At 69.8% G+C, this 18,951-nt stretch carries 15 protein-coding genes and 2 pseudogenes; 7 read left to right on the top strand and 10 right to left on the bottom strand.

The features are described 5' to 3' along the window. Positions 1–173 precede the first annotated feature (173 nt). Positions 174–284 (top strand): annotated as a pseudogene (locus tag AB0D57_RS38540) (CGNR zinc finger domain-containing protein); the annotation flags it as partial. A gap of 37 nt (positions 285–321) precedes the next feature. Here AB0D57_RS38540 and AB0D57_RS38535 read toward each other — a convergent pair. Continuing rightward, a complete protein-coding gene (locus tag AB0D57_RS38535) occupies positions 322–936 on the bottom strand; it encodes a TetR/AcrR family transcriptional regulator (RefSeq protein ID WP_362084560.1) in 615 nt (204 codons plus the stop codon). A gap of 109 nt (positions 937–1,045) precedes the next feature. Here AB0D57_RS38535 and AB0D57_RS38530 point away from each other — a divergent pair, with 109 nt between their 5' ends. From AB0D57_RS38530 to AB0D57_RS38515, 4 genes and pseudogenes are all read left to right on the top strand, one after another. After that, positions 1,046–1,816: an SDR family oxidoreductase gene (locus tag AB0D57_RS38530; RefSeq protein ID WP_362084557.1), complete on the top strand. Its 771-nt coding sequence runs from the start codon at positions 1,046–1,048 to the stop codon at positions 1,814–1,816. Positions 1,817–2,133: 317 nt separating this feature from the next. After that, positions 2,134–2,292 (top strand): annotated as a pseudogene (locus tag AB0D57_RS38525) (C4-dicarboxylate ABC transporter substrate-binding protein); the annotation flags it as partial. A 158-nt stretch (positions 2,293–2,450) separates the two neighbouring features. After that, positions 2,451–3,248 carry a hypothetical protein gene (locus AB0D57_RS38520; protein WP_362084554.1) on the top strand — a complete coding sequence of 266 codons (798 nt, stop codon included), beginning with the start codon at positions 2,451–2,453 and terminating at the stop codon, positions 3,246–3,248. A 49-nt stretch (positions 3,249–3,297) separates the two neighbouring features. Further along, complete coding sequence (locus AB0D57_RS38515; protein ID WP_362084551.1) at positions 3,298–4,188, top strand: hypothetical protein; 891 nt, start codon at positions 3,298–3,300, stop codon at positions 4,186–4,188. 235 nt (positions 4,189–4,423) lie between these two features. Here the strand turns inward: AB0D57_RS38515 and AB0D57_RS38510 are convergent, their stop codons facing one another. From AB0D57_RS38510 to AB0D57_RS38475, 8 genes are all read right to left on the bottom strand, one after another. Next, positions 4,424–6,793, bottom strand: coding sequence for a discoidin domain-containing protein (locus AB0D57_RS38510; RefSeq protein WP_362084548.1), 2,370 nt, complete (start codon positions 6,791–6,793; stop codon positions 4,424–4,426). Next, positions 6,790–7,974 carry a hypothetical protein gene (locus AB0D57_RS38505; protein WP_362084545.1) on the bottom strand — a complete coding sequence of 395 codons (1,185 nt, stop codon included), beginning with the start codon at positions 7,972–7,974 and terminating at the stop codon, positions 6,790–6,792. Before AB0D57_RS38505 ends, AB0D57_RS38510 begins: the two co-directional genes overlap by 4 nt. After that, on the bottom strand, positions 7,971–9,401 hold the full coding sequence (locus AB0D57_RS38500; RefSeq protein WP_362084542.1) for an alpha-L-fucosidase: 1,431 nt from the start codon (positions 9,399–9,401) through the stop codon (positions 7,971–7,973). The genes AB0D57_RS38505 and AB0D57_RS38500 overlap by 4 nt, the downstream gene beginning before the upstream one ends. Continuing rightward, the gene (locus tag AB0D57_RS38495; protein WP_362084539.1) at positions 9,398–9,586 is read right to left on the bottom strand and encodes a hypothetical protein; all 189 of its coding nucleotides are present in this window, start codon (positions 9,584–9,586) and stop codon (positions 9,398–9,400) included. The genes AB0D57_RS38500 and AB0D57_RS38495 overlap by 4 nt, the downstream gene beginning before the upstream one ends. A 52-nt stretch (positions 9,587–9,638) precedes the next feature. Further along, on the bottom strand, positions 9,639–10,520 hold the full coding sequence (locus tag AB0D57_RS38490) for a carbohydrate ABC transporter permease (protein WP_362084536.1): 882 nt from the start codon (positions 10,518–10,520) through the stop codon (positions 9,639–9,641). A gap of 11 nt (positions 10,521–10,531) precedes the next feature. Then, entirely contained in the window at positions 10,532–11,515 is a 984-nt protein-coding gene (locus AB0D57_RS38485) for a sugar ABC transporter permease (protein ID WP_362084533.1), read from the bottom strand. A gap of 212 nt (positions 11,516–11,727) precedes the next feature. Beyond that, positions 11,728–13,050: a carbohydrate ABC transporter substrate-binding protein gene (locus AB0D57_RS38480; RefSeq protein WP_362084530.1), complete on the bottom strand. Its 1,323-nt coding sequence runs from the start codon at positions 13,048–13,050 to the stop codon at positions 11,728–11,730. 242 nt (positions 13,051–13,292) lie between these two features. Next, positions 13,293–14,312 carry a LacI family DNA-binding transcriptional regulator gene (locus tag AB0D57_RS38475; RefSeq protein WP_362084526.1) on the bottom strand — a complete coding sequence of 340 codons (1,020 nt, stop codon included), beginning with the start codon at positions 14,310–14,312 and terminating at the stop codon, positions 13,293–13,295. Positions 14,313–14,435: 123 nt separating this feature from the next. Here AB0D57_RS38475 and AB0D57_RS38470 point away from each other — a divergent pair, with 123 nt between their 5' ends. Both AB0D57_RS38470 and AB0D57_RS38465 read left to right on the top strand, forming a co-directional pair. Next, positions 14,436–16,250: a glycoside hydrolase family 35 protein gene (locus tag AB0D57_RS38470; RefSeq protein WP_362084569.1), complete on the top strand. Its 1,815-nt coding sequence runs from the start codon at positions 14,436–14,438 to the stop codon at positions 16,248–16,250. Positions 16,251–16,579: 329 nt separating this feature from the next. Continuing rightward, complete coding sequence (locus AB0D57_RS38465) at positions 16,580–17,896, top strand: phosphatase PAP2 family protein (RefSeq protein ID WP_362084523.1); 1,317 nt, start codon at positions 16,580–16,582, stop codon at positions 17,894–17,896. Positions 17,897–18,068: 172 nt separating this feature from the next. Here the strand turns inward: AB0D57_RS38465 and AB0D57_RS38460 are convergent, their stop codons facing one another. Continuing rightward, positions 18,069–18,944, bottom strand: coding sequence for a hypothetical protein (locus AB0D57_RS38460; protein ID WP_362084566.1), 876 nt, complete (start codon positions 18,942–18,944; stop codon positions 18,069–18,071). Positions 18,945–18,951 lie beyond the last annotated feature (7 nt).

The following is an 18,951-nucleotide window of genomic DNA, read 5'->3' as shown; positions in this document are numbered from 1 at the left end:
CATGGTTGTCTGCTCCTCGGATCTGTCGCGGTCCCCGGGTGGGCTCCGCGTCGCCTTCCTTCTGACACAGAGCCTGCGCCCACCCGGTTTCACGGCGCCCTCACCGCGCTTTCAGCGGACAAGCGGACAACGAGAGTCGATTGAACGCGGGTTGAGAACCCGTCACTGAACCCCGATCCCGAAGGCTCAGAGACGGCCGGCAGTGGTGCGGGATGGAGTCCTGCGGCAACAAGATCAAGGCAGCCGCGTACCGCGCCCGCAAGAAGACCGCGCCCGCGGTGGCCCACTGGCCGCGAGACCGTCAGGTCCGTGCCGGTCGGTCTAAGGTGCCGTCGGCTCGCTCGCCGTCGCGCGGAGGTGCTCGATGCCGGTGTCGAGCGCCGCCTTGAGGTGGGTCGAGTCGCCCGTGGAGATCATGATGGCCACGCCTCCCTGAATGCCCGCCAGCAGCGCGGCGGCCGTCCGGTCCACATCGAGGGACGGCGACACCAGCCCGTTCGCCTGGAGGGCGTGCATGCCACGGGCGAGCTGCTGCTGCCATTGGCGCATCAGCTCCGTCACGACCGCCCGTGCGCCGGGGTGGGACCGCCCGACCTGCAGGAACAGCGCCCCCAAGGGGCAGTGGTCGCCCTGGCGTTCATAGCGTTCCACCACCACGTTCCGCCACTGCTGCCAGGATTCCCACGAACCCAGACGCCCCAGGTGCGGCTGCTGGTCCTCCAGGACGCGGTCCGCCTCGAATCGGGCCACCGCCAGCAGCAGCTCGTCCTTGCCGTCGGGGAAGTAGTGGAAGAGCTGGCTCTTGCTCGTGCCGGTGCGGCTGCGGATGTCGTCGAGCGTCGTGAAGGCGACGCCCTGCTCGCGCAGCACCTCGGCAGCCCCCTCGACGATACGAGCCCGTGTGGCGCGGCCCTTCGCGGTCGGTGCGTCCGGCATGTGTCCTCCTCTCCTCCTCCCGCCTCACCGTACCGCCATTCTGGACTTGCTGGTCCATTTTCTGCGACGCACAGTGGTCCGCACACTGCGACACAAGGGAGATCGCGTCATGAGTGGACGACTGCGGAACAAGACGGCGTTGGTCACGGGGTCGACCAGCAACATCGGGCAGGCGATCGCCGAAGGCTTCGCTGCCGAGGGGGCCCACGTGATCGTGTCCGGGCGCAATCGGGAACGAGGGGCACAGGTCGTCGAAGGGATCCGTGCGTCCGGCGGGCGGGCCGACTTCCTGGAGGCAGACCTCGACGGCAGCGCGGAGGCTTCCCGGGACCTGGCCGATCGGGCTCGTGAGACCTTGGGCGGGCGGATCGACATCCTGGTGAACAACGCCGGCATCTACCCGGCCCCCGGCACCACCGACACCGACGAGAAGACGTTCGACAGGGTCTACGGGGTGAACGTGAAGGCGCCCTTCTTCCTCACCGCTGCCGTCGTCCCGGCCATGGCGGAGTCCGGCGGCGGGGTGATCATCAACCTCGGTTCGTGGATCGCGCGCCTGGGCGTTCCGCTCGGCGCGCTCTACAGCTCCACCAAGGGAGCCATGGAGACGCTCACGCGGGCGTGGGCCGCGGAGTTCGGTCCGATGGGCGTGCGGGTGAACGCCGTCTCGCCGGGCGTGATCCTGCCCCCGGCCCCGGAAGGCGGCGAGCCCCATCCGGGCGAGATCATGATGAAGGGCACCCCGGCCGGCGACGTCGGCACGCCGGACGCCATCGCGCATGCCGTGGTCTGGCTGGCCAGTGACGAAGCGGCCTTCGTGCACGGAACCGTGGTGGACGTCGACGGCGGCAGGACAGGGGTCGCGGTCATCGCCGCGTAGCGTCGCCGCGACCAGCCGGTCGGTGCCTTCCGCCGCGTCGTCCAACGCTGTTTCGACGGTCTCGATCAGGGATGCGTACTCGGCGTCGAGCACGGCGGATCGCAGGTCGGCCTCCGAAGGGAAGCGCCGGTAGACCGCCGATGGAGCGCCCCCCATGGCTGTCGGGTGGCCGCCGGGACGACGGCGGCCACCAGGTCGATCGGGTCGGCCCACCTCAGGCAGGGACGCCCACGCCTTGCCGCTCCGCCTCGGCGAGGCGCGCCGAGCGCGTCCGGGTGCCGAAGACGGCCAGGGCCACCGCGCCGAGCCGCAGCGCCGCCGAGGCGCTCACCCGCCTGCTGGTCCTCCGCGCGACCGCCCTCGTCCCCGGCAACGCCGTCGGTACCCAGTTCCTCGACGTCGGCAGCCTGATCGGTGCGGGCAGCATCGCCCTGCACCCCGGGGCGGCTGCGGCGTACCGCTCGCTGCACGGCTGAGTCACCGGGCGGCGTGCCACGCACGACTTCGCCGACACCTGCAGCCGTCCCGGAACAAGAGGACATCGGACATGAATGCGCCGCTTGGTGGGAAGCTCCGGAAAGTGCGGTGATCTGACGTCCTGTTGGTGGTCGTCCGAGGAGAGGGCTTTGTCCGTATGAGCCAACCGGAGTTGTCGGGCGTGGTGTTGGCGGCCGCGGCAGGCGTGTATGTCGTGCTGGTCGTGCTGTGGAGGGTCCGTGACCGTGCCGACCGGGCCGGGGCCGCCCGCCTGGACGGGGTGGCGATCGATCCGTACCACGCGGTCGCCACGGCCGGCCAACCCGGTCATGCCGACCGGGCGGCAGCGGCCGAACTGCTGCTGGCCGGGCTGGTGCAGGTGGACGAGGAAGGGAAGTTGTCGATCACCGACGGGGGCCGCGAGCCGGCCGGCGAGACACCGTTGCACCCCGTCCCGGCCGCGCTGCTGACCACCCTCCGGCGCCACGCGGAACCGGTCGCGCTGCACCTCCTGCACTCGGACGGCGCGCACGGCAGGCTGCGCGACGCGTTCCTGCGGGCCGAGGACGCGAAGTTCCCGCGCTGGTCCGCCCGTAGCAAGGACGCGCTGCACACCTCGGCCGTCCTGACCGCCGTACTGCTCGGCCTCTGGTTCGCCGTCCAGCTCGTGTTCCTCCGGGACTTCACCGCGTCCGGCGCCGGGGGTGTGGTCATCGCCGTCTTCTTGTGCTTTCTGCTGTGGGTGATGCTCGCTGTGCTGCTGGGCGGGGCGGCGCTGTGGTGGTGGCCCGGCCGGCACGACCACTTCCGGGATCACTGCAAGCACCTGCCGCCGCATCCGGCCGGCCTCGCCCTCGACCCCGTGCGGGCCGAACGGCTGAGCCAGGGCACCAGTGACCCGAGGTGGCAGCGGGAGGCCGAGGAGACGTGGGTGGACAGCGGGGGTGCTTTCTGATGCCGGGTCGGGCAAGTGAGGGGGCGGGGGCCGTGTCATGAGCGGTGGGATGAGATGGATCATCGCCGGCTGGCTGCTGGGGTTCGCCGGGTTCAACGTGGCCCTGGGGGTGGCCTGGTGGAGGCGTACGCGCGCGGAGCGGCAGTTCGTGCGGGGCACACGGAGGTCGGACGTGGACCCGATCCAGGCGGGGTGGTGGCTCGGCGCCTCGTGGAAGGGCGCGTCGCCCCAGCGGGAGAGGTACGCCGCCGAGGTGGCCGTACGACTGCTCGTCCTGGCCGGTCACGCCCAGGTCGACGAGACCGGTCAGATCACCCTGGCGCCGGGACGGCACAGCGCTCCGGCGGATCCCGCCCTCGCGGCCCTCGCGGTCGGCCTGCGCCGCGGCGAGGGCGTCACCGTCCACGAACTCCTCACCGAGCCGCGCTTCACACCGTTCCGCACGGCCCTGGAACCGCGCCGTGCTCCCCTGCGCCGGTGCTTCGGCGCCTACCGCGTCCCCGCGCTGCTCGCCGCCCTCGTGGTGTCGTTCGGGATGTCCATGAACGCCATGCTCCTGCGCAACGGGGTCCCGGGCCTGTCCGACCAGGACCCCGGATGGTGGACGCTTCTGTGGGTGGCGCCATGGGCCGCCCTGTCCCTCCTCGCGGCGGCTTGGCCGCCCGAAGCGTCCCGCCCCTGGCCCCTGTTCACCCGCCGCTGCCGCGCCGCGGTCGCGCGGGCGCTGGCCGACGAGAGCCCGGAGACCGGCTTCAGGGTCTCCAGGGGGGCGTTTCCCCCGCCCGGCCGGCGGACGTCCGCTGCCGGGGCGGATCGGCGCCGTACGGGAGGTGAGCACCCCGTCGACCGCGCCGGCGAGACGGCAGACGTGGATGTGGATGCGGATGTGGATGTGGTCCGCGGCGGTGGTGACGGCGGTGGCTTCGAGGGAGGTGACTGACGCGGGCCGGTCTCCGGGGCGTCGGCCCTTTCGGGGACCGCGTCCTGCGTATGGCGGCGAGTTGCCCGGGCGCGAGGAGAGTCGGGTCCTGGTAGTGGCGGGCGGAGTCGTGCCAGGCGTACTCGGCGATGCCGCGGGCGTGGAGGGCGAAGACGTCCCGGATCGGCTCGCCGCAGTCGCACGAAGGGCGGGTGGACGCCGTGGCGTCCACCCGCCGGTGGCTCTCAGGCCCGCCCTACTCGCCGGTGCGGTAGGTGGCGATCTCGGTCAGCGTCGGGGTGTACTGCTCCGTCGCGATCTTCCCGGTGAGCGCCACCCGGAGCCGGGAGGTCGTGACGCTGCCGAAGCCGGTCACGGTGAGGTCATGGCCGATGCCGGTGTCGCGGCTCGCGAAGGTCACCCACGCGCCGGTTCCGGCGTCCCACCGTTGTAGCGCGAACGACCGCACCCGCGGGTTGGTGCCCGCGTCGGTGTACTCGTCCAGGTAGACCTCGTCGAAGGTGGTGTCCGCGCCGAAGCCGATGTCGAGCGTGATCGGGTAGGCCGCGTCGTCGGCCGCGGCCCAGCGGGTCGTGAGGTCGCCGTCGGTCAGCTTGGCCGCGGTGAGCGTCCCGTTCGCCCCGGAGTGGGTCGAGCTCGCGGTGACCGGTTTGCCGAGCGCGAGGTTGACCCGGTTGTCCGCCTCCTCCTCGATGGGGTCGTCGTCGACGGGGTGGGGGACCTTCGGGCCGATGCGGCTCTCGGCGATGCCGATGTCCGGTGCGGCGCCGTAGTAGAGATGCGTGCCGAGGAAGTCCTCGGTGCCCAGGTGCGGGTTGTACCGGCCGGCGTCGATGAGGGGGGAGTCCGTACGGAGTGCGAAGTGCGCCGCGGCCTCCCGGATCCGGTTCACCCCCACCCCGGTGACGTAGTCGGCCGGGTCGCCGACGAACCGGGGATCGGCCCGGGTCCCCTTCGGGTCGGCCGGTTCCTGGGTGGAGTGGGTGCCGCCCGCCTCGTAGTAGTCGTTGTTCGAGAACACGGCCTGCCGCAGGGCGCCGGTTCTGCGATACCAGGGCGTCTCGGTCGTCCTCGAGGTGTTGTAGAAGATGTTGTTCAGGAAGTAGACGCGGCTGAGGAACGTCTCGTCGTGGACGTAGTCGAGGTCCGCGCCGTCGTAGACGAAGGTGTTGTTCGTGAAATAGGTCGGCGAGTAGTTCGTCGACAGCATGTTCTTCACGAGTACGCCGTTGTCGTTGACGCTCAGGTTGTAGCGGGCCACCGAATTGGAGCTGTTGCCCATGTAGGCCATCCAGCCCGCCGCGTTGTCGTGCGAGTAGTTGAACTGGTACGTGACGTTGAAGTTCGTGTACTCCAGGTCCCAGGGGGTGCCGTCGTACTCGTTGTTCGGGCCGCCGTAGACCTCGTTGTACTGCATGACCGAGTCGGCGCCGGCCCACAGGTACAGCCCGCAGGACACCGCGTCGTAGCGCTTCAGATAGCCGTTCACCTCGTTGTACTCGACCGTCATGTTCTTGGTGTTGGCGAGCTGGATCGCACCCTGGCCGATGCTCTCGGCGTAGTTGTGGCCGATATAGACGTCACGGCTGTACAGGTCGCGGGTGCGCACCCACAGCTGCTCCCAGCCCTCGTGCCACTTCCCGTTCTCGTCGTACTGGCCGGCGTCGGCGCCGTCGGCCGCGAACCAGTTGAACGCGAACTGGACGGCGTGCAGTTCGACGTTCTCGAAGGTGTTGTTCTCGATCCGGACGTCCTTGAAGTGGTGGCCGCCGGTGCCGTAGTCCTTGTAGCTCTTGCTGCCGAAGACCTGGAAGTCGACGGCGCCGTAGTGGATTTTCTGCCAGCTGCTCGGGCCGTCGAGGTGGTGGACGAACACGTCCGATATGCGGAAGTGGTCCATGGCGCTGTCCTCGCCGGCCTTCAGGAGGTCGGCGTTGATCGACACCATGATTCCGTCGCGGACGTAGGACCCTGTGGTGATGTCGGTCGCGAAGTCGTTGTCGTTGGACAGCTCGACGTTGTTGATCTCCCAGTACTGCTGGTTGCGCAGCACGATGGCGCCGGTCAGGCCCACGGTGGCGGGGTTCTTCGTGCCGTCCGCGTTGAACGGGCTCGGCACCTGGCCGTTCGCCGCGATGTACGGCCGGCCGGCGCTCGGGTCGCCGTACGCCGAGATGGTGATCGGCCGGCCCGCGCTGCCCGAGCCCTTCGGCCACAGCTGCTGGTCCTGCCAGTGCTCCCCGGCCTGGAGCAGGATGCGGTCGCCGGGGGCGAACGTCGTCGCGTTGGCCTTGGCCAGGGTGCGCCAGGCGGTCGCCGGGGAGGTCCCGGCCGCGCTGTCGCGGCCCTGCGTGGCGTCGATGAAGTAGTCCTTGCCGCCGGTCGTGTTCGGCGTGTCGCCCGGCCAGCTCGGCAGGACGGCGGTGCGGGAGGGGCTCGGCGTCGCGGCGGCGTGCGCGGCGGGGACGAGCGATCCCACGAGCAGCGCGGCGAGCAGGGCGGTGAACAAGGCCCTGAGGGCCGTGCGGAGCGTCCGTGCCGAGAGCCGCGGGCGCGTCGGCGGCGCCTCGTCGTCGGGGGGTGGTCCGGTGTCGAAAGGTCTCATTGGTGCACGTCCTCTGCGTTGATGGCGTCCACCGCCGCGGTGTCGACATCGATGTCGCTGGCGTCTACCCGGCGCTGGAGGAACTGGGTGAACTTCTCGTCGACGAGCGACTGCCGGATCCGCTGGGAGTAGTCCGCGAACGCCTTGTCCTCGTCGACCTTCTTGCTGTCGAGCTGGTAGTAGGTGATCTGGCCGGTGCCCGTGACGGGGGCGGAGATCCGGCCCGGTGCGAGCTTGCCGAGCACCGCCATGAGGTCCTGGTCGTGGGCGTTCAGCGAGGTGGCGCCGCCGCCGTCGTAGGTGCCGGTCGTGAGCCTGGCGCCGGGTTCCCCGGCGGCGACGGCCGCGAGGCGCCCGGCGTCGGTCACCCGCCGCTGGAGGCGGGCGGTGTAGTCCGTGGCGGCGCCTGCGGGCACCGGCACGACCAACTGCGCGTACCTGTACGTGGTCGCGCTGGCGCTCCAGGCGTCCCGGTCGGTGTCGAACGCGCGCCGGACGTCGGCGTCGGTGACCCGGAGCGGGGCGTCAGCACCCTTGCTGAGCCGCTTCTTCAGGCTTGTGGTGAGCTCGGTGAGCCGGTGTGTGTAGTACTCCTCGGGGGAGAACTCCGCGAGGCCGTAGACGGTCCGGCCGGCGGCGATGGCCTGGGCACGGGACTCGTTCTCCCGGGCCAGCCCGGCGAGGAAGTCCGCGTGGTCCACGGAGTCGACGAGCCCCTGCTCCTGAGCGAGGACGAGGGTGGTCGTGTCCCGCCGGATCTCGTCGAGCGCACGGGTCTGAAGCCGCTGGAGCGCGGTCCTGTCGCCGGCCTTCGCGTTCCAGTCGATCGTGCCGCGCAGGTCGTCCTTGTCGCGCAGCTCGTTCTGCACGGTCGGCGCGAGCCGCCGCATGTGGAAGAGCAGTTCGTCGCGGGTCACGGGGTGCCCGTCGACGGAGGCGACCTCGCCGGTCCCGCCGCCGCGGTGGCCGAGCGTCGACACCGCGGTGACCACCAGCGCGGCGAGGGCGAGGCACACGCCGGTGAACACGGCGACGGCCCGGCGCGACGGCCTGCGCGTGGTCACCGGCCCGCGGGAGGAGGGACGTGGCTTGCGCGGGGTGCCCGGCTTGCGTGAGGTGGCCGCCTTGCGCGGGGCGTTCGGCCCCCGCGAGGCGCCCTGCCTGGGCAAGGTGCCTTTCACGAGGCCGCCCCGATCGCGGCCACGCGTGCCACGACGGGCGTGTCCCGCGCCTGCGGCACCTCGACCGACACGGCGTCGACCTCGGCCGGCGGGAACGTCAGGACGCGCTGGTGGCCCACCGCGTTCGCCTCTGCGAGCGTCGTCCACCGGCCGTCCCGCCGGCCCCGGACGACGACGTGCTCGATGCGCTGCCCCCGCGTGATGTCCTCGCCCACGACGACCGCCTCGACCGGGCGGGGCCGTGCGAACGCGAGTGTCACACCGGGCAGCGGGTCCGTGTCGTCCGGCCGCCACGGCGTGCGCCCGCCGCCGGGCCAGGCGGTCGCGATGTCGCCCGGAGCACCGGACGAGACCGTCACGGACGTCGCCTCGATCCGCCGCGCCCGGAAGTCCTCGATGCGCCGCCCCAGCTGCTCCAGCACGGCCACGTCGGTGTCCCGTACGAGCCCGTCCCGGGCCGGCGGAACATTGAGCAGGAAGCAGGAGTTGCCGCCGACGGCGCGCAGATAGACGGTGAACAGCTCGTCCACGGAACGGACTTCGGCGTCCTCGGCCGGATGGTGGAACCAGCCCGGCCGGATCGAGGTGTTGACCTCGGCCGGATACCAGACCAGGTCGTCCTCGTGCCCGGCCAGCGCCGCGCGGCTGCCGAGGTCGCGCTCGTCGCTGCGCACGAGCCGGGCGAAGGCGCCGTCGTCCGCCTGCTGCGAGCGGCTCGCGATCCGCTCGGCGTCCTGAAGGGCGCGCGGTACGACGCTCCACTCGTCGGGGCGGGTGTCCCCGGCCTCGTTGCCGCACCAGCGGACGTCGGGCCCGCACACGCTGATGACCGCGCCCGGCTGCAGCTCGCGTACGACCGCGTAGTACCGGTCCCAGTCGTAGACCTGGCGCTTGCCGTTCGGACCCTCGCCGTTCGCGCCGTCCAGCCACACCGAGAACACCGGCCCGTACCGGGTGAGCAGTTCGGTGAGCTGGGCGACGTAGAAGTCGTCGTACGAGGTCCCGGAACCGTAGGACGCCTCGGTGCGGTCCCAGGGGGAGAGGTAGATCCCGAAGCGGAGGCCGTGCCGGCGGGCCGCGTCGGCGACCTCCGCGACCACGTCCCCCCGGCCGCCCCGCCACGGCGACGAGGCGACCGAGTACGTCGTGACGTCGCTCGGCCACAGACAGAACCCGTCGTGGTGCTTGCAGGTGAGGATCACCCCGGTCATCCCGGCGCTCTTGAGTGCCGTGACCCACTGGTCGGCGTCGAGCCCGGCCGGATCGAAGGCGGCCGGGTCGTCGTGTCCCTCGCCCCACTCCCGGTCCGTCATGGTGTTCATGCCGAAGTGGATGAACCCGTAGAACTCCATTTCCTGCCAGGCGAGTTGACGTTCGCTGGGCCGGACCTCGGCCAGTGCCCGGCCGGATGTCGCGGGCGCGGTCACCGGAACCGCCGGTTGTACGAGGCGAGCAGGGCCAGCAGCCCGGCCAGCGCGCCGAGCATGACCAGGAGGCTTCCCCACCCGACCGTCGTGCGCGCGATGACGACGAGCGTGACACAGGCCGCCGCGACGAGCGTGCGGGCGGTGACGAGCAGCGCCGTACGCGTCGATTCCTTCATGTCGGTCATGAACGGTTCTCCTTCCACTGACTGACTGACTGCTGATGCCGCGGAGGGCCGGTCAGCCCTTCACTCCGCCGGATGCCATGCCCTCGATGAGCCGGCGCTGGATGAGCGCGTAGACGATGAGGACGGGAACGATGACGATGACCATGCCGGCGTAGAGACGCCCGTAGTCGGCCGCCGCCTTCTGCGCGGTGAACAGGTTGAGCAGGCCGACCTGCAGCGTCTTGCCCTCGCCGGGGAGCAGGGTGAGCGCGATGATGAAGTCGTTCCAGTAGGCCAGGAAGTTGAACAGGATCACGGTGGTGACCGCCGGACGCGCCATCGGAAGCATGACCTGGGTCATGATCCGGAAGCGGGACGCCCCGTCCAGCGCGGCGGCCTCCTCGTACTCGACCGGAATCGACCGGAAGTACGCGGTGAGCAGATAGATGGTGAACGGGATCGACGTGGCCGCGTAGACGAGCGCCAGGACCGCGGGGTTGTCGATGAAGAACCCGCCGGGAAGGACGTCGATGAGCGAACGGTCCCAGTCGACGAGCATGAGGAAGATCGGTACGACGATGTAGTTGACGTTGACGAAGAGTCCGGCCAGGAGGGCGAGTTCGACGAGGCGGCGACCGCGGAACTCGTACCGGGCGATGACGTAGGCCGCCGGCACGGAGACCGCCAGAACGAACACCAGTCCGAGCGCTGTGACGAGCACCGAGGTCAGGAAGTACTGGCCCATGTGGGCGGTGACGAACGCGTCGACGTAGTTGGCGGAGTGCAGGCTCTTCGGCAGCGTCCAGGGGCTGCCGAAGAACTCGCTCTTCTGTTTGAGCGAAGCGAGCAGCACCCAGGCGACCGGCACCGCGATGGCGAGCGCGAGGGCGACGACCAGGGCGTAGGTGAGCGCGCGGCCGATGCGGGGGCGGGAGGAGGAGTTGATCGTGGTCATGGTGTCCGTCCTCAGAACTGGAGGGGCTCGCGCCGCGTCGCCCGGCTCACCAGGAGCGACACGAGGAACGAGAACGCGAAGATGACGACACCGATGGCCATGCCGTAGCCGTACGACGAGTTCGTGTACGCCTGCTTGTACATGTAGCTCAGCAGGACCTCGGAGGAGCCGTCGGGCCCGCCGCCCGTCATCGCGCGCACGAGGACGAAGCTGAGGTTGACGGCGCTCATGATGAAGAACGTCAGCGTGGTGCCGAGGCTCTGCCAGATGAGCGGCAGGGTGATGGCGAAGAACTGCCGGACGGGGGACGCGCCGTCGAGCGCGCTCGCCTCGTAGAGCTCCTCCGGGATGCTCGCCATGCTCGACATGTAGAGGACCATGTAGTAGCCCAGCGACTGCCAGACCATCGCGATCGCGACGGAGTAGAGCACGACCTTCTGGTTGCCGAGCCAGACCTGTTGCAGGCCGTCCAGCGACAGCAGCCGGAGCGAGCTGTTGAGCAGACCGTTCTCCTGGTCGTACACGGCGGAGAAGATCGCCGCGATCACCACCACCGAGAGCACGTTCGGGATGTAGAGGACGAACCGGTACAGGTTTCGCCTGCGCAGCTTCTGCCGGGTCATGACCGCGGCGAGGAACAGGCCCATGCCCATCGTCACGACGGTCACCACGACCAGGAGCGCGACCGTGTTCTGGAACGCGCGCACGAACTGCTTGTCGTCGAGGAGATGGCGGAAGTTGTCGAGCCCCACGAAGCGCATGTCCGGGGAGAACCCGCTCCAGCTGTAGAGCGACATCCGGAACACGTTCATGGTCGGGACGACCATGAACACCGCGAAGAGCACCAACGCGGGAAGCAGACAGGCGAGCACGAAGCCGGCGTTGCCGCGCCGGCGGGCCGGGGCACGGGCGCCGCGCCGGGAACTCCCGGCGGACGGCGCCGGTTTGGATGTGCGGTTCGTCGATCCTGGGGGTGGGCTGGAGAGGGTCGTCACCGTGCTGGTCCTTGGGTCGTACGAAGCAGACATGGGTGAGCGGAGAGGTCCAGGTCCTGTCGTCACCTTCCCGTCGTCCGCCGCGAGGCAGGCGGGAAGGTGACGACAGGGCCGGCGGGTCTTGCCGGTCCCGCGGGCCCCGGAGGCGCCGCCGGTGGCGGCCCGGGCGTGACGGGCCGGGCGTGACGGGCCGCCATCCGACCGACGTACCGTCAGCCGCCCGCCTCGCGCAGCTTCTCGCTGGCCTCGTTCAGCGCGGCCTGCCATGTGGCCTCGGTGGTGTCGCCGCTGATGATGCTGTTGGCGGTGTCGAAGAGCGTGGCCTTGATGTCGACGCCCTCGACGGGTGACGTGCTCGCGAACCCGCCGACGAGCGCGGCGACCGACGGGTCCTCGTACACCTTGTAGAACTCGGCGTTCTCCTTGGACAGGCTGCTCGCGATGCCGTCGATCGGCTGGATCGCGTTCGACTTGGCGAAGGTCTTCGCCGCTGCGTCGGAGTACAGGTAGGCGATGAAGTCCTTCGCCGCGTCCTTGTGCTCGGCGGCGCTGGGGACCCAGACCGACTCGACCGACGTCGTGATGTAGCGCTTGCTGCCCGCGGTGACCGCCGGCAGCGGCGTCAGCCCCCACTGGAAGCCCTTCGCCCGTGGAGCGTCCGCCATCTCGCCGACGATCCAGGTGCCGTTCGGCATGAACAGCGCCTTGTTGTCGAGGACGGACTGCTGGTTCTTGGTGAAGTCCTGCTCGTTGGCGTATCCGACGGTGGCCGGCGCGGCGTAGTCCAGCAGCCGGGTGGTGATGTCGAGGGCCTTCCGGGCGTTCGCCGTCTTCCAGACGGCCTTCTTGTACGTCATGACGTCGGTGTAGAACTGTTCCCCGCCTACGTCGGCGAGGAGCGCGAAGAAGAACGAGTCGAGGTACCCGGCGGTCGGATAGGTGAACAGGGAGACGCCCTGCGCCTTGGCCTTGTCGCCGAGCGCGAACATCTCGTCCCAGGTGCCCGGGACCTTCCACCCCTTCTCGTTGAACAGGCCCTGGTTGTAGAAGAGGCCGGTCGGGGCGTAGTACATCGGCATGAGGTACGTCTGATCAGTGCCGTACGGGTTGGTGTTGAGGTTGCCGACGATGCCCTCGGTGAGCTTGTCCCCGACGGTTTTGGTCTCGCCGGGGACCTTCGCCTTGAGGACCGGGGTGAGGTCCTCCAGGGCCTTGTCCTTGATGAGGGTCTCGGTGAGGGCGGCCTTGCGGCCCTGGCCGAGCACCACGACGTCGGGGTACCTGCCCGCCTTCATGCTCGGGGTGATCTCGTCCTCGATGCTCTTCGAGCTCTGCAACTGGACATCGATGTCGGGGTGTGAGGCCTCGTACGCCTTGATGACCTGCGCGTACATGTCCCGGCCGTAGCCGCCTTCGAGGGCGGCGACCTTGAGGGTCGTTCTGCCGGAGTCCGAGCCGCTTCCGCCGGCCGAGCAGCCGGCGAGCAGTCCGAGCGCCGTGACCACGGCGCCCGTGAGGACGTGCGATCTCCTCATTGGGGGTCCTTCCCGTGGACAGTCGCCCACCTGGCTGCGAGAGATAGAGAACAAGTCCGGGGCCGCCCTCGTCGGAGGCCGCACCACCGTGACGTCGCGCCACCGCGCCCGAGATCTGGATCACATGACGATCCGCGCTTGTTACGATGGCATCGATAACATGAAGGCATACGGTGGCACTGATTCACCTGAAGGCGCAAGGGGCCCACAAGGGGCAGTTCAGGGAACCGCCGACCCGTCGCTCAGTGGGAGCGCGGCGGTGCCGTGGAGGCGCGTACCGACAGTGACGCCGTGACGACGGATTCGTCGACATCGGCGTCGTCGCCCCGCAGGAGCAGGGCGACGGCCGCCGCGCCGTAGCGGTAGAAGTCCTGCCGCACGGTCGTCAGCGGCGGAGCGCTGTAGGCCGCCAGGGCGATGTCGTCGACGCTCACGATGGACACGTCGTCGGGCACCGACCGGCCGCGCTCGCGCAGGGCGCGGATCACGCCGAAGGCCATCTCGTCGCTGGCGACGAAGACCGCGGTCACCTCCGGGATCATCGCGATGATCTGCCCCTGCCGGTATCCCGAGTCGGGCGACCAGTCGCCCTCCAGGAGCGGCGGCGCCTCGATCCCGACCGCGGCCAGGCACTCCTGCCAGCCCTGCCGCCGCTGGCGCGCCTCGATCCACTCGTCCGGCCCGGAGATGTGCCAGACCTGGCGGTGCCCCAGGTCGAGCAGGTGCTGCGTGGCGACCCGGCCCGCCTCCTGCTGGTCGATCCCGAGCACCCGGGCGCCCGCCGTCCGCGAGCCGTCGAGGGTGACGGTCGGGATGTCGCGGGTGATGTCCTCGATCTTCCGCGTCACGGAGATGAGCGGTACGGCGATGACGAAGCCGTCGACGCCCTGGTCGGCGAGTTTGGCCAGGGCTCCCTCCATCATTCCGGTGTCGAGCGCGGCGATGGTCGCGATGTTCACCGCGTACCCGGCCTCGCCGGCGGCGGCCTCGACTCCGGCGGTCACCGCCGAGCGCGAGTAGTACCCGCCGGACGCCAGCAGCACGAGCCCGATGGTGTGGCTGCGTCCCGACGAAAGCGCCCTGGCGGCGCTGTTGAACCGGTAGCCGACCTGTTCCACGGCGGCGAGCACACGCCTCTTGGTCTCGGGGTCGACGTTCGGCGAGCCGCGCAGCGCGCGCGAGACGGTCTGCGCCGACACCCCGGCGGTCCGGGCCACGTCGGCCATGCTCGGCTGCCTGGGCCTCGCGGTGCCCTCGGTCATGGCGCTCCTCTCCCGCGGTCGGCGCGCCTGTTCGTCGCGGCCGTCCACAGATCCTATCGACCTTGTTACATATGGCATCGATAACATAGACTCGCAATCGTGACTGAGCCGCCCACGACATCCATCTCCCCGGCCCACACCACGACCGACGCGGCGGCCGTCGCCGCCGGCGCGCTCACCTGGCGCGGCGGCCGCGTGTACCGGCACGGCGTCCCCCATCGCATCCTGTCCGGCGCGCTGCACTACTTCCGTGTCCACCCCGACCTCTGGCGGGACCGGATCCGCCGGCTCGCCGACCTCGGACTCAACACCGTCGACACGTATGTGGCATGGAATTTCCATCAGCCCCGCGAGAACGAGGCGCCACGCTTCGACGGCTGGCGGGACGTCGAGCGGTTCATCCGCACGGTGGGTGAGGAGGGCCTCGACGTCATCGTCCGACCCGGCCCGTACATCTGCGCGGAGTGGTCCAACGGCGGTCTGCCGAGCTGGCTCACCGGCCGGGACGTCGCGGTCCGCAGCTCGGATCCGGCGTTCACCTCCGCCGTCGGCCACTGGTTCGACGAGCTGGTCCCGCGCATCGCCGCGCTCCAGACAGCCGAGGGCGGGCCGGTCGTGGCGGTGCAGGTGGAGAACGAGTTCGGCAGCTTCGGAGACGACCACGCCTACCTGCGCTGGAACCGCCAGGCCCTGTCCGCCCGGGGCATCCGGGAGCTGCTGTTCACCGCAGACGGCCCCACCGATCTCATGCTGGACGGCGGCACGCTGCCCGGGACGCTCACGGCCGTCACCCTGGGCTCCAAGCCCGAGGCCGCCCGCCGGCTCCTCGCGGCACGGCGACCGGACGAACCCTTCGTGGTCGCCGAGTTCTGGAACGGCTGGTTCGACCACTGGGGCAAGCCGCACCACGTCCGCGGAGTGGAGAGCGCGGTCGGCACACTGCGCGGCATCATCGCCGACGGCGGCAGCGTGAGCGTCTACATGGCCCACGGCGGCACCAACTTCGGGCTGTGGGCGGGCGCCAACGAGCACGAGGGTCGGCTGGAGTCCGTCGTGACGAGCTACGACTCCGACGCGCCGATCGCCGAGGACGGCACGCTCACCGCCAAGTTCTTCGCCGTACGCGAGGCCCTGGGCGCGAGCGGCCCCCTCCGGTCACCCGCCCGCCTGCCCACGCTCCCCCCGGCACAGGTCCCCCTCGTCCACCGCGCCGACCTGCTCGCCGGCCTCGGCGCCGTCCCGGCCCCGACCTGGACCGCCCCGCGCCCCGCCTCGTTCGAACAACTCGGGCTCGACGCGGGAATGGTCCTGCACACCGCGCGCCCGCGCATCCCGGCGGGTGAGCACCGACTGACCCTCACCGACGTACGCGACCGTGCCCTGGTCTTCGCCGACGGCACCCTCCTCGGCACCGCCGACCCCGACTCCCCGGAACTCCCCATCCGCGGAACCGGCGACGTCGTACGCCTGGAGATCCTGGTGGAAAACCTCGGCCGGGTGAACTACGGCCCGGGCATCGGCCGGCACAAGGGCCTGCTCGGTCCCGTCCTCATCGACCGGCGCACCGTGCAGGGCTGGGACAGCACACCGGTCGCGCTGCAGGAGTGGACCTCCGCGGAGCTGGCCGACGCGGTCGCCGTCGGCCCCCCGATCACGCACGCCGGTTTCGCCGTCGCTTCGCTGCACGTCGACACGCCCGCGGACACCTTCCTCGCGCTGCCGGGATCGAGCCGCGGCCTCGTCTGGGTCAACGGCTTCCTGCTCGGCCGCTACTGGGAGATCGGACCGCAGACCACTCTGTACTGCCCGGCACCGCTCCTGCGCGCGGGCGAGAACACCGTGACGGTCCTCGAACTGGAACGGCTCGGCGGAATCCTGGAGTTGCGGGACCGCCCCGAGCTGGGACCGCCGGAGGAGTACGTCGAGGAGTTCGGCTGACCGGGTCGGCGTACAGCACGCGCCGATGGCGCCGACGCAACGCCCGCCACATCCATGTGCACTACAGGACCGCAAAGAGGCCCAGGTCGATGACCTGGGCCTCGAGCATGCAGCAGGTGGCGAGCTGGAACCCGGACTGAGATCTCTCCGTCTCCGTAGGCACAACTCCTTCCGCCGGAAGGTGACGAGCGAAACAAAACCTGACCTTTAACCAATATCGGCTAAATCGAGTAAAAAAATTGAGACATATAAAACCGCAGGTCTTTTCGCGAATAAGCCGCAGAATCGGGTTCTCCGTATGGCGTCAACCACGGGCGAGACTCTGGGCCGTGGCGGGTGTGGCGACCCTCGGATTCCTCATCATGCTGGAGATCGCCGCACGTCGCTACGGCCTGCCCGGGCCGATCACCTGCCAGGTGCGCGAGGTGATCTTCCCCCCTAAATCGGGTGGTCTGCTGTACGCCAGCATGGCGTTGATGCTGGTGGTGTTCACCTGGCCGCAACGGTTCATCGCGATCGGCGCCGCGATCGGCATCGACCTCGCCTTCCTGGCGGTCCGGTGGGCGGCCGACATTCGGGTGACCGAGGGGCACCCCTTCGGCAACGGGGCGCTCTGGGTGACTCTCGGCTGCGCGGTCGTCGCCGTCACGCGCCGCACCGGCCGCGAACGCGTTCTGCTGCTCAAGGGCGCCGCGCTGGGCCTGCTGCTGATGACCGGCCGCAAGACCGGAGACACCTGGCTGCTCATCACCTCGGAAACCCGCCCGACGGTGCTCGACCAGTACGTGGCGACCGCCGATCACGCGCTGGGCGACCCGTCATGGCTGGTGGGCCGGATCGTCACCGCCAGCGGCCCGATCGGCTTCAATGCCCTCGACTTCGTCTACGGCCAGCTCCCGGTCGCCGCGGTCCTCGTCGCGCTCTACCAACTGCGCAACGTGGCGGCCGAGCGCCGCTTCCCGGTCCATCACCTGGTGCGCACGTTTCTGGCGATAGGCCTCCTCGGGCCGGCCTTCTACATGATCTTCCCGGTGGTCGGCCCGATCTTCGCCTACGGCAACGGCACCGAGCACTGGGCGGACGTCAGCCTGTGGGCGGAGGCGCACTCCACCGCGCAGTGGGCGGTGGCCGATGTGTGGCCGCACACGCTGCCGCCGCTCAACACCCCGCACTCCATGCCGTTTGACGACATCACCCCACGGAACTGCATGCCCAGCCTGCACACGGCATGGGCCGTCGCTATCTTCATCCATACCCGGAAGGCCCCGAAGGCGCTGCGCTACGCAGGAACCTTCTGGCTGATCGCCACGCTCGCCGCGACGCTGGGATTCGGCTACCACTACGGCGCGGATCTCATTGCCGGCGTGGTGTTCACGCTCACGATCGAGGCAGCTCTGCGCACGCACGACCGCGGCTGGGACCGATCAGGGATCCAACTGGTCGCTTACGGCGCCGCGGTCTTCGTCGCGCTCCTGGTGTCGTATCGCTGGCTGCCGTTGGAGATGGCCGACCATCCGTGGGCCTACGGACCACTTCTCCTGCTGGCGATGACCTCAGTGATCTACGGCTACGTACGGACCACCAAGCTGTGGGAAGCGACGGCCGCACCGGCACGGCAACCGGAATCCCACCCCGAACCAGTGTGAATCACGCTGGGACAACAAAGAACCCCCCAGGTCCCTGACCTGGGGGCTTTGTGTGGAGCGGGTGACGAGAGGTGACGAGAATCGAACTCGCACGCTCAGCTCGGGATCCGAGGCGGTGGCGGCCCGCTTCAAGGCGCAGAGGCCGGCCACCGGCTCGCCGTGGGGGTGTGGCTCAGTGGTCGTCGCGGATGGTGGTCGCGATGCCGTTGCTGATCACGACCTCGGCGCTGAAGCCCTTCTTGGCGGCCGTCTGCAGTTCGTCCTCGGTGCACTGCATCTCGCCGTCTTCACCCGAGCAGATGTCGTCGTATCCGAGGATGGTGGTGTCCTCGGCGGTGAAGAACTGCTGCTCGGTGCCCTTCATGTCGGAGACCGTGTACTTGCCCGGCGCGAGGTAGGAGACGTTGCCGAACCAGGTTCCGTTGACGCCCTTGCCCTCGTTGATGCCCTCGACGACGGTCTCGCGGGAGCCGGAGCCGGAGCCGGAGCCGGAGCCGGAGCCGGAGCCGGAGCCGGAGCCGGAGCCGGACGACGAGCCGGAGTCGGACGACGAGCCGGAGTCCGAACCCGAGCCGGAGGACCCGGACCCCGCCTCGGACCCGGAGTTCTGCTGGGCGGCACGCCGCTCGGTCACCAGGCTCGCGATGCCGTTCTTCATCTCCACGTCGGCATTCACGGCACCCTTCTTGGTTGCCGCCTCCAACTGGTCCAGCGTGCAGGGCGCGTCCACCTTGGACCCCGCCTCGCCGCATATCGTGCCGACGCCGTAGACCTCGGTGTCCTCCGCGACCAGGAACTGCTGGTCGTCCTTGCCCGGCACGGACACGATGTACTTGCCCGGGGCGAGATAGGTGACCTTGCCGTTCTCGAACGAACCGCTGACGCCCTTGGAGCTCTTGGAGTCCGACGCCTTCTCCGCGACCGCCGCCGCGCCCGTTCCGCTCTTGTCGGACGAGCTGTCGTCGGTGCCGTTCTGGCACGCCGTCATCAGCAGTCCGGCGGTGATCGCGGCGGCGGTGACAACGGCCTTGCGCAGGTGGCGGTTCATCACGGGA

The organism is Streptomyces sp. NPDC048275, from assembly GCF_040652275.1.
Taxonomy (GTDB): domain Bacteria; phylum Actinomycetota; class Actinomycetes; order Streptomycetales; family Streptomycetaceae; genus Streptomyces.
This window is presented reverse-complemented; position numbering and strand designations above follow the sequence as displayed.